Consider the following 18,956-nt stretch of genomic DNA (forward strand, 5'->3'; position numbering starts at 1 on the left):
GTAAAGAATTATGATTGCATTGATAGCAGAAAAGCCCAGCGTGGCAAAGGACATCGCCCGCATCATCGGTGCGACCGGACGTAATGACGGTTATCTTTCCGGCAACGGGTATATGGTGACATGGGCGTTCGGCCACTTAATCCAGCTTGCCATGCCGGAAGCCTACGGCGTGGCGAACTTCCGCAGGGAGAGCCTGCCCATACTGCCGCCCGATTTCCAGCTAATCCCCCGTCAGGTGAAAGCGGAGAAAGGCTACAAGGCAGACCCCGGCGTGCTGAAACAGTTGAAAGTGATAAAGGAAGTGTTCGACCGGTGCGACCGGATTATTGTCGCCACCGATGCCGGGCGTGAGGGTGAGTTAATCTTCCGCTATATCTTCCATTACCTGAACTGCCGGAAACCATTTGTGCGCCTGTGGATAAGTAGCCTTACCGACAAGGCAATCCGTGAGGGGCTGGATAACTTGCAGCCGGGAGAGCGTTACGATAACCTCTACCTCTCTGCCAAGTCCCGCAGCGAAGCGGACTGGCTGATAGGGATAAACGCCACCCAAGCGTTGAGCGTTGCCGCCGGGCAGGGGGTGTTCTCGCTGGGCAGGGTGCAGACACCCACGCTCGTGATGATATGCAGCCGCTATTTGGAGAACAAGAATTTCGTACCCGCCAAGTTTTGGCAACTCAAAGCGGCGACCGCCAGCGGGGGAATAAATTTTACCGCCCAATCGACCGCCAAGTGGGAACAGCAGCCCGAAGCCATAGCCGTCCTGCAACGGGTAAAGGATGCCGGGCAACTTGTGGTTAAATCCGTTGAGAGGAAAGAAGCCTGCCAAGAACCGCCGCTTTTGTACGACCTTACCACGCTGCAAAAGGAAGCGAACACGAAGTTGAACTTCTCGGCTGACAAGACGCTTTCCATAGCGCAAAGCCTGTATGAAAAGAAAGTGATGTCCTACCCAAGAACCGGAAGCCGCTATATTCCGGAGGACGTTTTCGATGAAATGCCGGAACGTGTCGCCCTGTTAGGGCAATACCCCCGCTTTGCCGGGTATGCCGCCGGGCTGGACGGCACACCCCTGAACCGCCGCAGCGTGAATGACGGCAAAGTGACCGACCACCACGCCTTAATCATTACCGAGAACCTGCCCGGCGAACTTTCCAAAGACGAGCGGGCGGTTTACGAGCTGGTAGCCGGGCGTATGCTGGAAGCCTTTTCGGGCAAGTGCGTGAAAGACGTTACCACCGCCTTGCTGTCAGGGGGAGATACCGACTTCACGGTGAAAGGGTCTGTGATGAAAGAAGCCGGGTGGCGTGCCGTGTTCGGCGAGCAGGAAACGGGCGGGGATGAAGAAGCCGCCAGCCTGCCGCCACTCCAAGAGGGAGAATATTTGCCACTCTCCGGCGTGGATCTGCTCGAAAAGCAGACCAAGCCGAAACCGCTGCACACGGAAAGCAGCCTGTTGGCGGCAATGGAGAACGCAGGCAGGGAACTGGAAGATGCCGAACTGAAAGCCAGCCTGAAAGATGCCGGGATAGGCACGCCCGCCACCCGTGCGGCGATTATCGAAACGCTGTTCGCCCGCCAGTACATCGTGCGTGAGAAGAAGAACCTTGTGCCTACCGACAAGGGGCTTGCCGTTTACAAGATAGTCAAGGACAAGAAGATTGCCGATGTCGAAATGACGGGCATGTGGGAAACCGCCCTTGCCAAGATAGAAGCGGGCAGCATGGATGCCGACACGTTCCGGAAGGGCATCGAGGTGTACGCAACGCAAATCACCGCAGAACTGCTATCGGTGCAGCTATCTGTCGCTACTGGTGAAACCTGCCCCTGCCCGAAATGCGGCAGCGGGCGCATCCTGTTCTACCCGAAAGTGGCGAAGTGTTCCAACGTGGACTGCACGCTTACCATATTCCGCAACAAGTGCGACAAGCAGCTTTCCGACAAGCAGATTGTCGAGCTGGTGACGAAACGCAAGACCGGGCTAATCAAGGGCTTCAAGGGCAAGAACGGCAAGGCTTTCGATGCTTCGCTGGTACTGGACGAGCAGTTCAATGTCGGTTTTTCATTCCCCGAAAAGAAAGCGAAACCGAAGAAATAGCCTATCTTTGCCGCTGAAATTTCATTGTGATAGGTTTTACAGCTTATAATAATTGAAATTTTAGTGGTTGCGCCCGGAGGGAAACCGGGCGCATTTTTTATATGTTCCCGCCAAACAGGTAGGTCGAACAGACCACCCCGTTATCCAGCACCCTGCTTTCCGAGAGCTTCCACAGCGAGCCGGATGTTTCCCCGACAAAACCGATGCCTTTGCCCGCCATGACCGGGACGGTGTAGATTGTCAGGCTGTCCAGCAGTCCGGCTTTAATCAATGAAGTAAGCAGCTTGCCGCCACCCACCACCAGCATGTCGGTTTCCTGTTTCAGTTCATAAACCCTTTGCAGCGGTTCTTCGGTCAGGAACTCCACCCCGCAGTCCGGTGTAACGTTGGTGTCGTAGTGTGACACCACAAAAGACCGTTTGCTTTTGTGCGGGCACCCGCCCCAGTGTTCAAAGATGTAGTTGTAGGTGTTCGCCCCCATAAGCAGGCAGCTTGCGGCGGCGTGTTCCCTTGCCGCCAGTTCCTTGACCTCACGGGGCATCCAGTCCAGTTCATAGTCCGGCGTGGCGGTATGCCCGTCCAGCGATACGGCGATGTGCGCTTTGATTTGTTCCATATTATCAGGTATTAAAGTGATATAAATCCCTACTGTCTTGGCACGTTAGCCGCAACCCCAAAAAAGAAAGCGTGGCATGACGCTGTTTCGATGCGAGGTACTGGCATACCCAAATGTGGAAACAGTGCAGCCACGCTATGACAAACGCATAGCATATCCTGCGCTGAATATCCCCACATTTTGAAAAGTGCCAGTTTTCGCATCGGGACGTTCGGCGAACGTATATGTTATATATAAAGGCAATATTCCGGCAACCGCCGTCCAACTGCCGTTACTTTTCCGTGTAACTTCTGCAAAGTTAAGCAAATACCCTGAAAAATCACGTGCAAACAGAAAAAATCCTGCCGTGTTATCACAACAGGGCAGGACACAAGCACCTAAAAATACACAAGTTCAGCCCATACGCCTACGGGCAGCTTGCGTTCCTTTGAAGATGATATGAACCGATGACAAAACAGCTTTGGTTCGCCGTGTCTTTGGTGATGATGTCCCTTTCCCGCATGAAGCGGATATAGCTCTTTGCGGTGCGCTCCTTGATGTCCAATACCTGCTGCAACTGCTCGCAAAGGTCTATGTAGGTGATGCGTGTCTGCCGCCCGAAGATGTCACGTGCGACATTCACCAGTTCCCTTTCCTTGCGCTTCTCCTTTTCCTCACGGGGCTTCTCGCCCTTGTACACGTGCATCCCCGCTTCCTTGTCCCATGCAAAGAGCATCAAAGGAACGTCCAACGGGCTTCCGTCCCTTACTTTCAAGGCTTTCACGACCGACTGGGCGGGTTCTTCGTCTTTCTCTATCGAAAGGATTGTAGCCGCCTTACGCTGCAACTCACTACCCAAATGTCCCCGCAGTTTCAATCCGTTGGGGACGAAGTGCAGCACGCACAGAATACACGTGTTGTAGATACCCGCCAGCCGATAAAGTTCATCTATCACCGCCACGCTTTCCGCTTCATCGTTGGCGCTCTTAACAAGGTCTGCGATGCCGTCAATGACGACCAACTGGATGCCGCCGTACTGGTAGTAGAACTTGTCCATGCTTTGTACAATGGCGTTCAGGCGTTCTTTGCGTGACATGCCGGTAAGACAAAACGCTTTCAGTTCATCGGGTTTGTCCGGCTGTTTGGCACGTGCCAGCAGGTTGCTTACATTCTTGAACAGTTGCACTTCCGACTGTTCGGTGTCGTAGAGCAAGACCGCCTTGTGTTTGCCGTTGGCGGTTATCTGTATGCCCAGCGTATCTACTTCCGCACCAGCCGGGCAGATGCAGCCCGCCACGATTGCGGCTATATAATTGCTCTTTCCCGTTCCCTCGCCCCCGGTGATGCCGAACAGGTTGCCTTGTGTCCCCAGCGGAACGTCACCCGCCGAAATAATCTCTTGCGCTTTGGCGGGCGGGTTGTTGAAATCTATTTCGCATGATTTAAGCATAATCAATGTGTCGCTATACAGGTTGTCTAAAAATTCGATAAACAGTTTCAGGAAATCTTCACGGGTGTTCCCGGCTTTGAAGTAGTCGGATATGTCCTTTTCCTCTTTCGTTCCCGGAAGCGGGAGCAGCAGGCGTTTCACTCCAAATTCTTCCAGTAGTTTTTCCTGTTTGCATGAACTTTCCCTGCCCGTCTTGTCCATGTCAAAGAGCAGGACGATGTGCTTGAACCGGAATATCAGCCGATAAACCAGCGTGGGCGGTATTGTCACCGTTTCGCTGTTGAAGCAGATAGCGTGAAAACCGTGCGCCGCCAGCGAAAGCACGTCTTTCTCGCCGCCCGTGATGAATAGCGTGTCGCCTTTGGCTGGCAGTTGTTCCAGCCCGAAACAGTAGTTCTCACCGAAGCTGCCGCCGTAGAGGAAACGGGGCGTGGAGAACGGGCGGTACAGCTTGATGTGCTGTTTGCCCTTGTAGCCGTACATGGGTTCTGCCACCGATGAAGTGTAGGTGTACGGTTTGCCCTCTGCCGTTTCACTGTTGTATTCCCGGAGCGAACAGACCTTGTAACGTTCCAGCAGTTCGGGCGTGATGCCGTACTGTTGCCAGTACACCAGTTCGGCAAGCGGGAACTTCTGTTCCCGGAACTGGTAGGGCTTGACGGGCTTTTCGGGCGTTTCTTCGGGTTTGTCCGGCACTGCCCGGCAGACGGTTGCCGGGGGAACGGAAACCGGAATGCCGGAAGCCAGCCCCAAGCCCAAATCCCGGTCGATGATTTCCAGTATCTCCACGAAGTCAGCCGCCCGGTTGCAGTCCAGCCCCTTTAACTGCCCCACGAGGAAGAAACAGTCGCCGCTGTAACTGTCGTTGCCGAAGTCTTTCATCTTGTAGATACCGCCCCGGCGGTCGAAATAGATGTTGCAGGAAGCCTTGCTGTCCTCGTACAGCGGGTTAAGGAAGTTGCGACCTATGCGCCAATTGCCGGGCAGGTAGTGTTTGAACACCGCCAGCCCGTTACTTGTTCTTTCTAAGATTTCCTCTTTCCTTAGCATACAACTGGTGGTTGGTTATCAGGTTGTCGATGTTCTCCTTGTTGCTCCTTATCAGGCGTTCTTCCAGCATCCGGCGTATCTCGCTGACCTTGTAGAAGTAGCGTCCCCTGATGTTGGAATAGGCGATAGTTCCCGACACCCGCAGGCGTTGCAGGGTCTTTTCGCTTATTTTCAGGAACGTGCAGACCTCGTAGCTGTCCACCCACATGTCTTCCTCGCTTTGCCTTGCCGTTTCCATGTGGTTGAAGATGTAGTCGGCAATGGCGGTAATCTTGTTGTCCAGTTCCTTGTAGGCTTTGGACTCGAATGTTATTATTTCCATAACGGTAACTGATTGATTTGCCGCAAAGTTCGGGTGTCCTGAAAAATAAAACGCCACAGATGTACCCACCTGTGGCGAAATAAATTTTGTTAAAGCACGGTTGCCTAATCCTGCTCCCTCATGCGCATCAGCAACCTGTCTTTCAGGGTGGAGAGGAAGCCCGTTCGGTCTTTGGTCTTGGCTTTTAGTTCCATGTAGGTGTGGTAGAAGTCGCCGAGGTCGATGTCGAACACGTATTCAAAGTAGGCTACAATCTCCTTAATATCAACCGTCCCCTTGTTCAGACAGCCGCAGGCGTCCAGTGCGTAGATAAGTTCCACCAACGCCCTTTTCGTCCCCGTCCAGCGCAACACCTTTCCCATGAAGCCGTTCTTCACCCGCTTGCGTTGTTCCCGGCGTTCCAGCTCGTGCAGACGGTTGGTGAGGTATATTTCCAGCAGTTCGTTGGCTAAAATCTTGGCTACCTTGAAATCGTGACTGGTGCTGAACTGTGGGTCTGTTTCGTAATAGAAACTGTCCACGATGATTTGTATGTCAGGCTTCCCACGCATGAAATACTGCCTGTCCAAGTAGGTGGCTTTCGTTCGGTGGTACTGGTAGAACGCCAAGTTCCGCTGGAACGACTTTGAAATCCGGTCGGTTTCCGACAGCAGGTAGTCCCTTTGCACTTCCTCGCTGCCGCTGGGGAAGCGCACCTCTATCTTGTAAACGGTGTTGTAATAGATGATTTTGCTCGCTAAAAGCGGTTTCAGTTCCTTGAAGAAGTGTATTTCCTCTTCCGTGCTGGCGAACGGGTAGGAGATTATAAAGTTTTTGAGTTCGCCCAGTATCTCTTGCAGGTAGTCCACGCACAGGCGGCAGAGCGTCAGCGTGTCCGCTGCGGTGTCCTCGTATTCCTGTATCTGCCATTCCACTTTTTGAAGCAGTCCGGCGAAGTATGTTTCCAACGGTATCTTATGTTCCATAACCTTGTGCTTATCTTTTATGAAGCACAAAGTTACGGGCATAAAAAATCTGTTTTATTCTTGATTTTTCACATTACGTTCTTGTAACTGTGCATTTTCTTGTTTCCTGCGCTTTTCTGCGTATCTCGCCCGGTGTGTCCAGCAAGTAAGCCTTGCAGAAGTCGTTCAGGTTCGATGTCGATGCGAACCCCGTGGTGAACGCCACTTCCGTAAGCGTGAGGTTGGTGTTCTTCAGGTAGTGTTCCACGTCCTTTGCACGCTCCTTTATCACCCATTCCTTAGCCGTGTACCCGGTCATTTTCTTTACCTTCCGTCGGAACGAGCCGTATTCCATGCCGCATTTGTCCGCCAGTTGCTCGGCATCATAGACCATGTAGCCTTTCAGACGCACCATTTCGGTGAATGTCTGCCTGCCCAGCTCCGGCAGCATCCGTTCGGCGTGGCGCAGTTCCTTTTCCGTCACCAGCAGGCGGTTGTCCCTTACCGGGTTTCTCCGTAGCAGGTGGAAAGCGTGGCATACCGTGTTGTACACGTTGCAGAGGTACTGCCGTCCCGGTCGCATCCAGTGGAGCGCATCGCAGTAGGCGGTCAGTTCGGGTATCTCGTCCCGCTTGCGGTGCTGTTCCGCCAGTTCGTCAAGTATGGCGTAATGTGTGGTGGACATACCCAGCAGGATAATGATTGCCTTGTAGTCCTTGTATGCCGCCAGTGTCGGCGTTTCCGGCAGGCTCTTGAGCGTGTCGCACACGTGGGCGCACAGCCGCACGTCCTTGCTGAACGGTTCAAGTTCCAAGTAGTTGTCCATTTTCCGGCTGTTGTGCAGCAGCCATGTTACCTTTTCGTCCAGTTCCTTGCAGGACGCTTCCAACTCCGCTTCGGGAGCGGGAAGCAATAATGATGTAATCCGTTGTTCCATATCTGAATAAATTGATTTGTTTTCTGTACGTTACCCGGTAGCCCATAGCCAAAACTTTTGGATTAGCCGCCAAACCACGTGATAAAGGAACATGGCGGCAAGCATAAGAAAACCTGCCCGCAGGAAATATTCTTCAATGCGCTGCCAAACGCTCGTTTTTCGTTCGGGCATCAGTATGTCCGCCACTTCCTCAAAGGTCTTGCAGGCGAAAATCGCTTGCCGGAACTCGTCTGCGCTGTTCCAGCATTCTTCCTTGAACCACCGTGTCTTGGGGTATCGTTCCGCTACCAGTTCTTGCAGTTTTCGTAGTGGGAACGGTTCGGGGTTGTCCCCGTACTCGTATTCAATGGAAATCACACGTCCCTGCATCCTGATACAATATCCGAATATCCCTTGCCACTTCACTTTGTGCGCCCCCTTTTCAACATATTTCGTCCCGGTTGCATCCACTACAATGTAGTTCTTCCGCTTCTTCAACAACTCGGTATTGGTCGTTGTGTACAGTTCTTCCTTGCGAAACACGTATATCATGTTGCCTTTGGGGGCAAAGCTGAATATCGGGTATTTAAGTCGGGCTTTCATTGTAAATAGTCTATTGTTTTATAAAAGCAAAATAAAGGAGGGTAACACCTACCACAACCCCGAAAAAGATACAACCTGTAATAATGAAAGCCCAATCGGGGTAATGGAAATCAAGTTCTTCATAAGGAATGGCAGTTTTCTTTATACATCTGTTCCATACCCATATCAGAACTTTTCCAAATCTATTTACTGTGATAAGGTTACTCATATTGATTAATGGTTTAGCAGGGAACGGCTTGTCCGTTATCCTGCTTCGTTAACATCATATTTTATTCTCATTCCAGTGTACCATATCAATACACCATAATAACAAGGTCTTTTTGCGCTTCAACGGCTTCATCGAAAATGAAATTCAAGTCGTCCATTTCCTGCTCGTAATCATAATCTCCGATACCGTTACCCTCTTGTAGTGAGGTGTATTCCGTCCGCTTGCTCTCCAAATCTGAAACGGGTATGCTGATGATATAGGGAAAATCACTGCTCAATGGAATAGGGATGAATGTACTTTGGCTATCCAATTGCCAAAGGTTTTCCGCACAGTAGATTTGCGTTCCATAATGGTTGCAAATCTTTTCATATACATACCCGTACATGAAAGCAATTTCGGGATAACGGATTTCTCCGTTCACTATATCTGCCAACGCTGCATAAGCATCTTTATCCGTGTTCAGGCTATCGCTGAAATAATCGTTCAGAGTGTCAAGTTCCTGCTTCAACGCAACCTTTAATTGGTTTATAAGCTGATTATCACAAGTTCCATAAACAGACTTTACCTTATCGGCTTCTGTCAAATATGCACAAACAGAGTAACTCATACCTTTTCTTCATTTAATATTGTCATTCCAGTGTACCATGTCGTATGGATAGTAGGGCAACCCTTTCAGGCTGCTATCATCCAGCCCCAAGACCTTGACCAATGCACCGCTTTCAAAACACCAATAACCGTCATGGTTGATACCATATTTATGGTCGTCATGCCAAGATAAATCAGAATGTCCTCGATACCATTCTTTTTTGAGGTATTTTTCCAATCGTTTCACCGCTTCTGCTTTGTCTTGTTCAGCCAACTCTGTAACAGTGATAGCAATTCGATAGGGTGACGGATATAATACTTGGTTTGTTGTCCTTTCCCAATCAGGAAATCTGTATCTAATCAATGTATCATAAATATAGTCTTTAGCTTCTCTGTCTTTTATCAGTTGCACCAGACCATGTATAAGGTCGTCTTCGTAATCCAACATAATGCCTATTGACAGAAGCCACAACATTTCAATATAAAATCCGTTGTCCGTCCAAAATCTCGGCATTGTTTTGAGGGCTTTCACATAATTGTTTTTCAGCTTATCAATATCCTGTCCCATAGAATACTGTACTAATAAATAACGAAGCCTATAATTGAACAAAGAATCGTAACCTATATGTTTTCCTGAAAGATGCATTTGTTCATAATAACTAATATCTTCATCATACATTTTCAGTTGCTTCAAATACAGTTCTTCTGTAAAAAGTTTATCTCTTGTTTCCATTATGGTACACTGCTTTTTGATGTTAATGGTTCAGCAGGGAACGGCTTGTCCGTTATCCTGCGTTGTTAGCGAAATATTCTATTCTATCCTTTGTTAGTTCTATCAAAATGAAACTAAAAGAACAAGCAATCAAAGCCAGTATATAGGATAAAAAATAGCATTTTAGATATTTATTAGTACGCTCTTTCCTGAATTGTTTGAAATAGGAGATATACTTATCGTTCCTAAATAGGAATACTTGATTTGGAACATAAAGTAAGAGGACAAGAAGCAAAAAACTAATAATGAAGTTACTAACGTCACGAAATACAACGCTATACAAAGGTATATGGGTTGTTACCATTATCACATTCAAGAAAGTAAAGATTAGTAATATCAAGAAAATACAAGTTCCCCCAATGGATTCCATAAGAATAAAAGGTGAAAAATCCTTTTCTCTTTCTTCTGTTCTCTTCATATAATCCAATACTTGCCAAAAGATATTTTCTTTCTTATAAAACTTCCGTGTGTATTTGTTGTCAATCAAACGGTGAGGATCGATTGCACAGAAGCAACTATACAAAAGTGTATAAGTACAATAGTATAATATGTTCCAAAATAATTCTATTCGTTTCATTTTGATATGTTTTCGCTAATGGTTTGGTGAGGAACAGCGTTCAGCTGTTATCTCGACTTTGTTATCAGTGATTTATTCAGCAATACCTGCACACGTAAATTTTAATCCAGTGATTGAATTTTGCTTCACGAAATCTACAAATTCATCTGTACAATAATAACTGCTATAAAATAGGCTATCCCGAAATATGATATATGAACCTATATTTTCTTTATTAAAATCACAGTTATTATCTCTCATCATCTTTAAGATTTCTTCATTGCTCTTAGAATCTGTATTTATGGCTTTTACCGTATTTAGAACATTTATAAAATAATAGTCTGAAGTGTTACCGCCAACATTAACAGGTAAAGCTTCTATTTGTCCTTTCAGCTTTTCAGCGAGCAATAAAGAAGTTCTTTCGTTTACTATCAGGCAACCAGAAAAATAACAAGATGCATCAAAGTCCTCACTTCGTTTGTCTTTCTTTTTCCTTTTATCTCTGAACAGTTCTAAACTAAACCCTTTCCACCTATTGATAAGAGTTTGACCTTTGAAATTTAAACGGTCTTTATGTAATTCATCATCTTCCTTGAATACAAAGAACTTATAATTATCAAAGTCTTGTTCAATTTTATATATATTCATAATATTACACTATTTAATTACTGATAATTTTTCGATAAACGCACCTTATGGTGTAGTTCCTATTCACTATTAAATCATTGCCTAATCATCATCCAAACAATCCAGCGGATTGGGGATTTTTGCTTTATAGGCGTTCGATACGTGCAGATAAATTGCTGTTGTTTTTATATCGGTATGTCCCATAAGTTCCTGTATGGTTCTTAGGTCTGTCCCTTGTTCCAGCAGGTGGGTGGCGAACGTGTGCCGGGCAAGGTGGAATGTCAGGTTCTTTTTAATACCGCATATATCGGCAATCTCTTTCAAGTAGGCGTTTAGCTTCTGATTGCTGATTACGGGAAGTATCTTGCCGTCCGGCAACTTGCCCTTGTACTTCTTCAAAATCATCTTGGGAATATCCAGCAGGGGGACATTCACGTCCGTGTCACTCCTGATTTCCCCGCTTTCTTTTGCTTTCTGTATGACTTTCTCCCATAGGTCATAGTCTTGTCGGTAGATTTTCTCAATTTTCTGCCTGATGCCCGGATAGTACATACGCACTTGTGACAGAAAGTGAAAGTAGTAGAAGTTAGGACTACAATCATGCGGGCTGCTATTATCACCAATCAGTTCAACAATCCTTTTCATGGAAGCGGCTACCCCCGCCACGTATTGCCCGATGAACTCCGCCAACGTATCGGCAGGAGCGGCAAACTTGTTTTCCGGTTCGTGCATTTGCAACACGTATTTGTCCGCCACAGCCATGAATAAATCCAGCTTGTGCGGAAAATAATAAACGATACCCGTTTTTGTCACCCCGCAGGCTTTGGCAAGCGTGATGATGCTTGCTTTCTCGTAGTTCATCCTGACAAATACGCCGAACGCTTTATCTATTACTTCTTCACGGTTAGTTATTATCATACACGTTTGTTTTTAATCGGTTACGAAGATACGGATTTTGTTTTAAGCATTTGTACCCCAGTGCTTTTTTTTAGTGCAAGGTGCAAGTATATATTTATATATATAGCTTGCACCTTGCACTAACCCAAAAATATTTATTATCAGATATTTGCGAGTTTCAAAAGAAAGCCGTATCTTTGAACCCGAAAGTTAGGCAGACAAACAGCGGTCAAAGTTGGACAAACCCAACATCTGAAAATCGTTACTGTTTCGTTACCTATTTGAAATTTTGAAAGCAAAGTAGCTGAAATATAAGCGGTTAGGGTTGTAGGTTCAAAACCCTGTCTCTCCGCAAGAAACATTGATAATCAATGTTCTACAGGATAAACACCCAACTTTACGTCCAAACTGTAAAGTTGGGTGTTTCTATTTTAAGGCTTAGTCTGAATGACTTTTATAGATATTCAATTATCCGAAGCTTTATGACGAATGTTATAGATAAGATAAATTCTGTGTGTCTGCTTTCTGACGATACAATACAAGCGTTGAAAGAGAGTGTGACCTTATGCCATTTTCCCAAAAAACATTTGTTGATAAAGGAAAATACATTTTGCAAGTTCGCTTATTTTATAGAAAAAGGGATGACCCGTTCTTTCTGGCTTGTGAACGGGGAAGAAATAACTACTTCTTTTTCTTGTGAAGGGGGAATTGTCTTTAGCATGGATGAATTATATTATAATAAGTTGAGTGAAGAATTTGTAGAAACACTTGAAGACGTTGTTGCATACAAAATATCACTGGCTGACTTGAACAGGCTTTTTCAAACCAATATCGAACTGGCTAACTGGGGACGGATTATCCATCAAAATGAATATAGACGTTTGCAGCGTTCACATAAGGAACGGCTTGCATTGCCGGCCAAAGAACGTTACGAAGAGTTTAAGCAGCAGTTTCCTCAAGTGTGCCAGCGGGCTAATTTGGGATATATCGCATCATATCTGGGGATCAAGCTTTCTACACTTAGTCGTCTTAGGGCCCAAAAATGATTTTTATACGATAAGATTTTGCCATAGAACAAATTTTATGTTTTTCAAGTTGCGTAACTTTGCCGCATTATTATGTAACCGTTAACAAAAAACAAATTTGTAAATTATCATGCAAAAAGGAACTACTACTGCATTTTTAGACACAAAACCTCATTATGAACTTCTTGACGGATTGAGAGGGGTCGCTGCTCTCATGGTAATATGGTACCATATATTCGAAGGTTTTGCAACAAGTCCCATGGACCAGCGATTTAATCACGGATATCTGGCTGTCGATTTCTTCTTTATCTTATCGGGGTTTGTTATCGGCTATGCTTATGATGACCGTTGGAAAACGATGAAAACAAAAGACTTTTTCAAACGCAGATTAATTCGTTTGCATCCGATGGTGGTTCTGGGAGCTGTTTTGGGTAGCATTACGTTTTGCATACAGGGTTGTGAGAAGTGGGATGGTTCACAGGTTTCCATTTCGATGGTAATGTTGGCTATGCTTATGGGGATATTTTTGATTCCTGTTGCGCCGGGGGCAGGTCCTGAAGTCCGTGGAAACGGTGAGATGTACCCTTTGAATGGTCCCAGTTGGTCTTTGTTTTTTGAGTATATCGGAAACATACTATATGCATTGTTTATTCGCAAGTTGTCTACGAAGGCTCTCACGGTGCTGGTTGTATTGGCCGGAATCGGACTGGCTTCATTTGCCATATTCAATTTTTCCGGTTATGGTCACTTGGGTGTGGGATGGTCAATGGCAGATTATAATCTGATCGGAGGTTTCCTGCGTTTATTGTTTTCATTCTCTATCGGATTGTTGATGACGCGTGTTTTTAAACCGCTTCAGATTAGAGGCGCCTTTTGGATATGCAGTCTGGCAATTATTGTTTTGCTTTCCATGCCTTATATCGGTGGTAGTGAATTTCCGTGGATGAATGGTATTTATGATTCTGTATGTGCCATCATTATTTTTCCGTTACTTGTCTATCTGGGTGCTTCGGGAAAAACAACAGATAAAAAGTCATCTAAAATCTGTGAATTCTTAGGAAACATATCTTACCCGTTGTATATAGTACACTACCCTTTCATGTATCTGTTTTATGCGTGGGTATGGAGTAAAGAACTCAGCTTTTCACAGGCGTGGCCGATGGCATTGGTTGTATTTTTCGGAAACATCTTACTGGCTTATCTCTGCCTGAAGTTCTATGATGAACCAGTCAGAAGATGGTTGACTAAGAAGTTTCTGGCAAAGAAATAAAAATAACATCACTGTATCATAAATGAAGGGGTTGCAAAAATCGTTTTTTGCAACCCCTTCATTTATGCCCGGCATATAAACTTAAAGTCTGGCCCCCTGCTCCCCATTATCCTGCGTACAGAGATGGGCCAAAGAATAAATTTAATCTTTCCATCTTATACAAGACAGATTTCAGTGTATATAAGAAAATCAATTCTCGTATATTCCGATTAGCCCATCCGCCGTGATGGTTTCTGCATTTATTTTTAGTTTCCGGCATCTGCTATTATTGTAGAAGCGGATGTGGGCTTTGCCGTCCTTGTCCGTACTAACTGAGGGATTCCAGTAAAGAGTACGGCGATAATCGGGAACGGGAGGAAGTGCGGAGTAATTCGGCTGATAGAACTCTTTGACCGGACTATATCCGTCAAGCCATGTTTTTCTGACACCTTTGCCTGCCTCTGTCGGTATTTTGCCTTCCGGATAGGTTTCAATCAATACGGCGCAACCATATAAGTCGGATACATCGAAGGGTGAAAGCCGTGGGTCTGCATACCGGCAAATAGTGGAAAGGTTTTCAGTAATATAAATCGATTTGATGGCTTCAAGCCTTATATATTTGTATTTATTATAGTCCATCTCAGTATGTCGGGTACATTCATAATTGATAACGAAGAGCGGCATTTTACTTTTGTAATATAGATAATTCCTTTGTGGGACAGGGCTGAAATTCTTATTCATATTCAGCATCAGTTCGTGTATGTCGTCACCGATGAATTTTCCGCTGTCCTTTATGTCGTCCAGTTCAGAATGGACGTCATAATAAGCTATTGATTTTGAACGACTGTCGTAAATCTCTTTTTCTTTACTTCTTTTTTTAGCTTTGATGGTCACCTCTTTCAATCGATAGTTCTTTTCGTGGTTGCCTGCTTTAGCCAGTGAATCTGTATAGGCGGCAAAGAAGGTTTCGATGTCGTCTTCTGTCAAGACATTTGTTTCTTTATCCAGAATAGTATCTTCTTCTTTTTTCGTATTGGCGATGTTCACCTGCATGTCGGCATAATGATATTTTGCGGGGGGAGGGCTGAACAATCTGTCTAATAGAATACGATAATCTTTCTTTTTTCTGTTGACTGTCACTGCCAATATCAAGTCCCATTTCCCATAGATATCCGATATCAGTGAAAAACGTCCTAAACTATCGGTAGTAATAGCCTCGATGAAGCTGCTGTTTTCTTCATTTTCTCCCCGTTTTTTCAAAAAGCACGATACTTCTACGTTGGGTTTTGGAAGTTGCCGGACGAAAGAAACAACCTGGCCCCGTGTTTCGATACCTCTTTCGGGACCATATTTGAGGTTGAGAGATTCAATTCCGGTCATTTGCTTCCAAGAGTAGCGGCGCCAACCCTGTATCCTCAATAACAGATCGATTGCCATGCGGTGTGTGTCGTCTTCCGCTTCAAAATAATAGCCGGGATTGCGGACATACCCTTTTATCTCGGACATTAATAGGAGGTCGGTTAGTATATTGCGTCCTGATTCCACTTCATTCATGCCATCTCTTACGGATAAAGCAAATGTGTTTTGTACCGGTTGCATTTCAGCTCCGGTTAAGGTAAATTCCAGATTTACTAATTCATAGGGATTGTATGTTTCTTTGTCTGTCCGTGCTTTTATAGATAATCGTTTTTGAGGGTGAATGAATATCAAACGGTCGGACAGGACTTCTCCGCCACCATTGAATAACGCGATACGGGAGACTCCGGGTGTTAATCTGCTTTTATCTATTTTGAAGCGAATGATTTCATTTCCTTCAACGTCGATCAGACAAAACTTGTGAAGCTTTCCTCCGCTGATAACTGCTAATCCCAATAGAGTGGCGGGAGTATTGGGATTCTTTTGCAAAGCAATTTCCACACTGTCTGTGTATGACAGATTATCAACATGTAGCGCATACCCTGCTGGCAGGGCTTCCGGCATATTAAACTGGTGTTTTTTACCATTAAACTCGACGACTGCTTTTTGTTTATCACCTGTAGGTGTGTAATTGAAAACTCCCCGTCCGTCATGGATTGCGGTGAAATGGGCTGTTTCCTGTTTTTCGTCGTTGATAACAGTACCACTCAATGTTATGGGGTTGCCATAGGCATCTGTCGCTTCGAAAGCGATTTGTGACTCTATTCCCTGAATCAGGTTTCCACTTTCGGGGAAGAACTTTAAATTTACTTTTTTGCCTTTTGTCGGTTTGGGGCGCTCCATCGGGTAATTTCCTGTTGAATATTTCCGCATCTCTTTTTCAGCGAAGTTTCCTTCTGTTTGGGGCTTGTCGAAGACCGGCAGAAGTCTTGAAAAAATAATATCTTCCCCAAAGTTAAGCATGTATTTCGTATAGGCACGAACCTCGTAAAAGCCCGAATAAAAGGGTATTTGGTTTAAAGTGAAATCTCCGTGACATTGACCGTTCTCTATTTTTAATATCCGTTTGTCGATTATTTCACCTCCGGGATTCAATAATTCGACATATAAAGTTTTACTCAGGTTTGTGGCCGGGTATAGATCGGAGGTGACCAGAAAACATTTAAACCAGATATCATCACCTTGATAATAGCTGGTATTATCGAATTGCAGGTAAACTTTCTCCTGTGGAATATGTTTTGAGAAATTTTCTATCAGACAGGCGTATTGGCTCAACTTTTGGACAAGGCTGTCTTTGTTTTGTGCAGATACATGAAGACAAAACAGGCATAGGAATAAGTATCCCGTCCATTTTTTTGTTGTTTTCATCTTATTATAGCTTGGTTAAACGGTTATTCTTATTTTCTGCTATATCTTGTTTCAGGTAAAGTTCCTTACTGTCATGCCGGGATTTACCTCTTGCAGGGCTTTTATCAGTTCCTGAGGTGACTCCGGGTCTACCATGACAAATCCAGTGGCATGTTTGATTTTTATTTTCTGTATACCCAAGGCATGGGGAGTATATGTAATACTGGTGATATGATTGAAAGAGCGTTTTTGATGGAAGCTGTTCACAATTTGCAGCATTCCGTTTTCTTTGACGATGTATCTACTGGTTGCTTGCGAAAAGTAGATTGTCGCACCCGGACCTAAGCATGCAGCGCCTATCCATATTGCCTGAATTGTTATGAAACTGATGACAATGCAAGCTACTATGCCTATAGCGAATAGCCAAAGCCCTATCTTGGGATTTCTTGCTTTAAATGTTTGTTCCATCTTTTTTAAGATTATGTTTGTAACTGTCTGATAAAGATAGGAAAAAATAGAATAAAAGAATGAAATAACTTTCTTTTTTTGAGTATTGGCTATGAAAAGATTGATTTGGGTCCTATCCGTGCAGAGATAGACCGGAAAAATAATTCTTTGCCGGTAAACCATTAATTCTGCCTTTTTATCTATTTTTGCCACTTGAGAATTTTTTTAATATTAATCTAACTATCATGAGACGAAAAGCGACTTTACTATTGCTCGTAACATTCGGACTACTGCTTGGCGCAGTGGCACAGGAAAAAATGAAAACAGTGATCGAACCCTTGAAAAATGAAAGATGGTGGGGAGGATTCGTAGCTTTAGGTAACCAGATGCCGTTTGGTGATCATTTGCGGATGCAGGATATGTCACGCAATAATATGAATAATCAGGTAGTTCCGTTCATGCTTTCTTCCGAAGGCCGATATATATGGGCCGAGAAATCTTTCTGTTTTGAGGTGAAAGACGGACAATTGATTATCTATTCGGATTCGGAAAAGATAGAACCGGTAAAAGCGGGGAATACACTGAAAGAAGCTTTACTGGCAGCTTCGGCGAAACACTTTCCACCTTCGGGACAGATACCGGAACCTGCTTTCTTTTCTCTTCCACAGTATAATACATGGATTGAACTGATGTATGATCAGAATCAGGAGGACATTATGAATTATGCCCATAAAGCCGTAGAAAACGGATTTCCCCAAGGCGTATTCATGGTAGATGATAACTGGCAGAGATATTATGGTAACTTTGACTTCAAATCCGAAAGATTTCCTGACCCGAAAGGAATGACCGACGAACTGCACAAGATGGGATTCAAAGTAATGCTGTGGGTTGCTCCTTATGTATCGCCGGACAGTCCTGAATTCCGTGAACTGGAAGCAAAGGGATATTTATTGAAAGATAAGAATGGACGTACAGCCATCATCCATTGGTGGAATGGTTACAGTGCCTGTTATGACACCACGAATCCGGAGGCTATGAATCATCTGAAGCAACAGTTAAAAGCCAATCAGGAGAAATATGGTATCGACGGATTTAAATTTGATGGTGGAGACGTTGCTTATATGACAGGAGAATATGCTTTTCATGATAAAGAGGCCGATGTGAATACTTTTATGGAGAAATGGGCCGAGATAGGTTTGAGCTTTCCCTACAATGAATTGCGTGCTGCCTGGAAGTTGGGTGGTCAGGCATTGGTACAGAGGCTGGGCGATAAGGATTATTCCTGGCGTGCGACTCAGTTGCTAATTCCCGATATGACTGCTGCGGGATTATTGGGACATTATTATACCTGTCCGGACATGGTAGGCGGAGGCCAGTTTGGTGCTTTTCTGAATGTGAAGAAGTTTGATGAAGAGTTGATTGTACGCTCCTGTCAGGTACACGCCCTGATGCCGATGATGCAATTCTCCGTGGCTCCCTGGCGCATCCTGAGTAAAGAAAATGTAGCGATTTGTGCTAAGTATGCCCATTTGCACCAACAAATGGGAGATTATATTCTGGGATTGGCAAAGCATGCTTCCGAAACGGGTGAACCTATTGTTCGGCACATGGAATACCAGTATCCCCATCAAGGATTTATCGATTGTAAAGACCAGTTTATGTTGGGTGACAAATACTTGGTTGCTCCGATGCTGACTTCCGGGACAAGCCGTACGGTGATGCTGCCCAAAGGTAAATGGAGAGATGATCGAGGGAAGGTATTTAAAGGTCCGAAAACAATAACAATAGATGTCCCGCTGGAGCGCTTGCCGTATTTTGAGAAGCTGACTAAATAGTAATTTCTATAATT

Annotated in this window: 16 protein-coding genes and 2 pseudogenes; 4 read left to right on the top strand and 14 right to left on the bottom strand. The window is 45.1% G+C overall.

Annotated elements, in window-relative coordinates; all coding sequences use genetic code 11:
• Positions 1 to 10: 10 nt before the first annotated feature.
• Entirely contained in the window at positions 11 to 2,098 is a 2,088-nt protein-coding gene (topB, locus tag DBK98_RS10635) for a type IA DNA topoisomerase (protein WP_007845711.1), read from the top strand.
• Positions 2,099 to 2,195: 97 nt separating this feature from the next.
• On the opposite strand, the gene DBK98_RS10640 is transcribed toward topB, so the two are convergent.
• The 12 genes and pseudogenes from DBK98_RS10640 to DBK98_RS23615 all read right to left on the bottom strand — a co-directional run.
• A complete protein-coding gene (locus DBK98_RS10640) occupies positions 2,196 to 2,714 on the bottom strand; it encodes a dihydrofolate reductase family protein (RefSeq protein WP_033572532.1) in 519 nt (172 codons plus the stop codon).
• Positions 2,715 to 3,120: 406 nt separating this feature from the next.
• Entirely contained in the window at positions 3,121 to 5,193 is a 2,073-nt protein-coding gene (locus DBK98_RS10645) for a bifunctional DNA primase/helicase (protein WP_033572531.1), read from the bottom strand.
• Positions 5,156 to 5,584 (bottom strand): helix-turn-helix domain-containing protein, encoded by a 429-nt coding sequence (locus DBK98_RS10650; RefSeq protein WP_007845709.1) that lies wholly within the window; start codon positions 5,582 to 5,584, stop codon positions 5,156 to 5,158. The genes DBK98_RS10645 and DBK98_RS10650 overlap by 38 nt, the downstream gene beginning before the upstream one ends.
• A gap of 35 nt (positions 5,585 to 5,619) precedes the next feature.
• A complete protein-coding gene (locus DBK98_RS10655) occupies positions 5,620 to 6,522 on the bottom strand; it encodes an RteC domain-containing protein (protein ID WP_004326095.1) in 903 nt (300 codons plus the stop codon).
• Between the two features lie 31 nt (positions 6,523 to 6,553).
• Positions 6,554 to 7,396 (bottom strand): AraC family transcriptional regulator, encoded by an 843-nt coding sequence (locus tag DBK98_RS10660; RefSeq protein ID WP_033572530.1) that lies wholly within the window; start codon positions 7,394 to 7,396, stop codon positions 6,554 to 6,556.
• Between the two features lie 30 nt (positions 7,397 to 7,426).
• The gene (locus DBK98_RS10665) at positions 7,427 to 7,978 is read right to left on the bottom strand and encodes a hypothetical protein (protein WP_004326093.1); all 552 of its coding nucleotides are present in this window, start codon (positions 7,976 to 7,978) and stop codon (positions 7,427 to 7,429) included.
• Between the two features lie 10 nt (positions 7,979 to 7,988).
• Positions 7,989 to 8,186, bottom strand: a complete 198-nt coding sequence (locus DBK98_RS23215; RefSeq protein ID WP_005924149.1) for a hypothetical protein — start codon at positions 8,184 to 8,186, stop codon at positions 7,989 to 7,991.
• A gap of 85 nt (positions 8,187 to 8,271) precedes the next feature.
• Positions 8,272 to 8,793, bottom strand: a complete 522-nt coding sequence (locus DBK98_RS10670) for a hypothetical protein (protein ID WP_007480238.1) — start codon at positions 8,791 to 8,793, stop codon at positions 8,272 to 8,274.
• 9 nt (positions 8,794 to 8,802) lie between these two features.
• Complete coding sequence (locus DBK98_RS10675; RefSeq protein WP_033572529.1) at positions 8,803 to 9,504, bottom strand: PoNe immunity protein domain-containing protein; 702 nt, start codon at positions 9,502 to 9,504, stop codon at positions 8,803 to 8,805.
• Positions 9,505 to 10,192: 688 nt separating this feature from the next.
• Complete coding sequence (locus tag DBK98_RS10680; protein ID WP_007845707.1) at positions 10,193 to 10,747, bottom strand: imm11 family protein; 555 nt, start codon at positions 10,745 to 10,747, stop codon at positions 10,193 to 10,195.
• A gap of 81 nt (positions 10,748 to 10,828) precedes the next feature.
• Positions 10,829 to 11,260 (bottom strand): annotated as a pseudogene (locus tag DBK98_RS23220) (site-specific integrase); the annotation flags it as partial.
• Between the two features lie 231 nt (positions 11,261 to 11,491).
• Positions 11,492 to 11,644, bottom strand: a pseudogene (locus tag DBK98_RS23615) (TetR/AcrR family transcriptional regulator); the annotation flags it as partial.
• Positions 11,645 to 12,105: 461 nt separating this feature from the next.
• Here DBK98_RS23615 and DBK98_RS10690 point away from each other — a divergent pair.
• Entirely contained in the window at positions 12,106 to 12,669 is a 564-nt protein-coding gene (locus tag DBK98_RS10690) for a Crp/Fnr family transcriptional regulator (RefSeq protein ID WP_005776050.1), read from the top strand.
• Between the two features lie 109 nt (positions 12,670 to 12,778).
• A complete protein-coding gene (locus tag DBK98_RS10695) occupies positions 12,779 to 13,918 on the top strand; it encodes an acyltransferase (RefSeq protein ID WP_005809650.1) in 1,140 nt (379 codons plus the stop codon).
• Positions 13,919 to 14,107: 189 nt separating this feature from the next.
• Here the strand turns inward: DBK98_RS10695 and DBK98_RS10700 are convergent, their stop codons facing one another.
• A complete protein-coding gene (locus DBK98_RS10700) occupies positions 14,108 to 16,681 on the bottom strand; it encodes a hypothetical protein (RefSeq protein WP_005809648.1) in 2,574 nt (857 codons plus the stop codon).
• Between the two features lie 51 nt (positions 16,682 to 16,732).
• Entirely contained in the window at positions 16,733 to 17,128 is a 396-nt protein-coding gene (locus tag DBK98_RS10705; RefSeq protein WP_032530848.1) for a PH domain-containing protein, read from the bottom strand.
• A gap of 224 nt (positions 17,129 to 17,352) precedes the next feature.
• Here DBK98_RS10705 and DBK98_RS10710 point away from each other — a divergent pair, with 224 nt between their 5' ends.
• The gene (locus tag DBK98_RS10710; protein WP_005809644.1) at positions 17,353 to 18,942 is read left to right on the top strand and encodes a glycoside hydrolase family 31 protein; all 1,590 of its coding nucleotides are present in this window, start codon (positions 17,353 to 17,355) and stop codon (positions 18,940 to 18,942) included.
• Positions 18,943 to 18,956: the final 14 nt, after the last annotated feature.

Origin of the sequence: Bacteroides sp. PHL 2737 (assembly GCF_004115325.2) — a bacterium.
Lineage (GTDB): Bacteria > Bacteroidota > Bacteroidia > Bacteroidales > Bacteroidaceae > Bacteroides > Bacteroides hominis.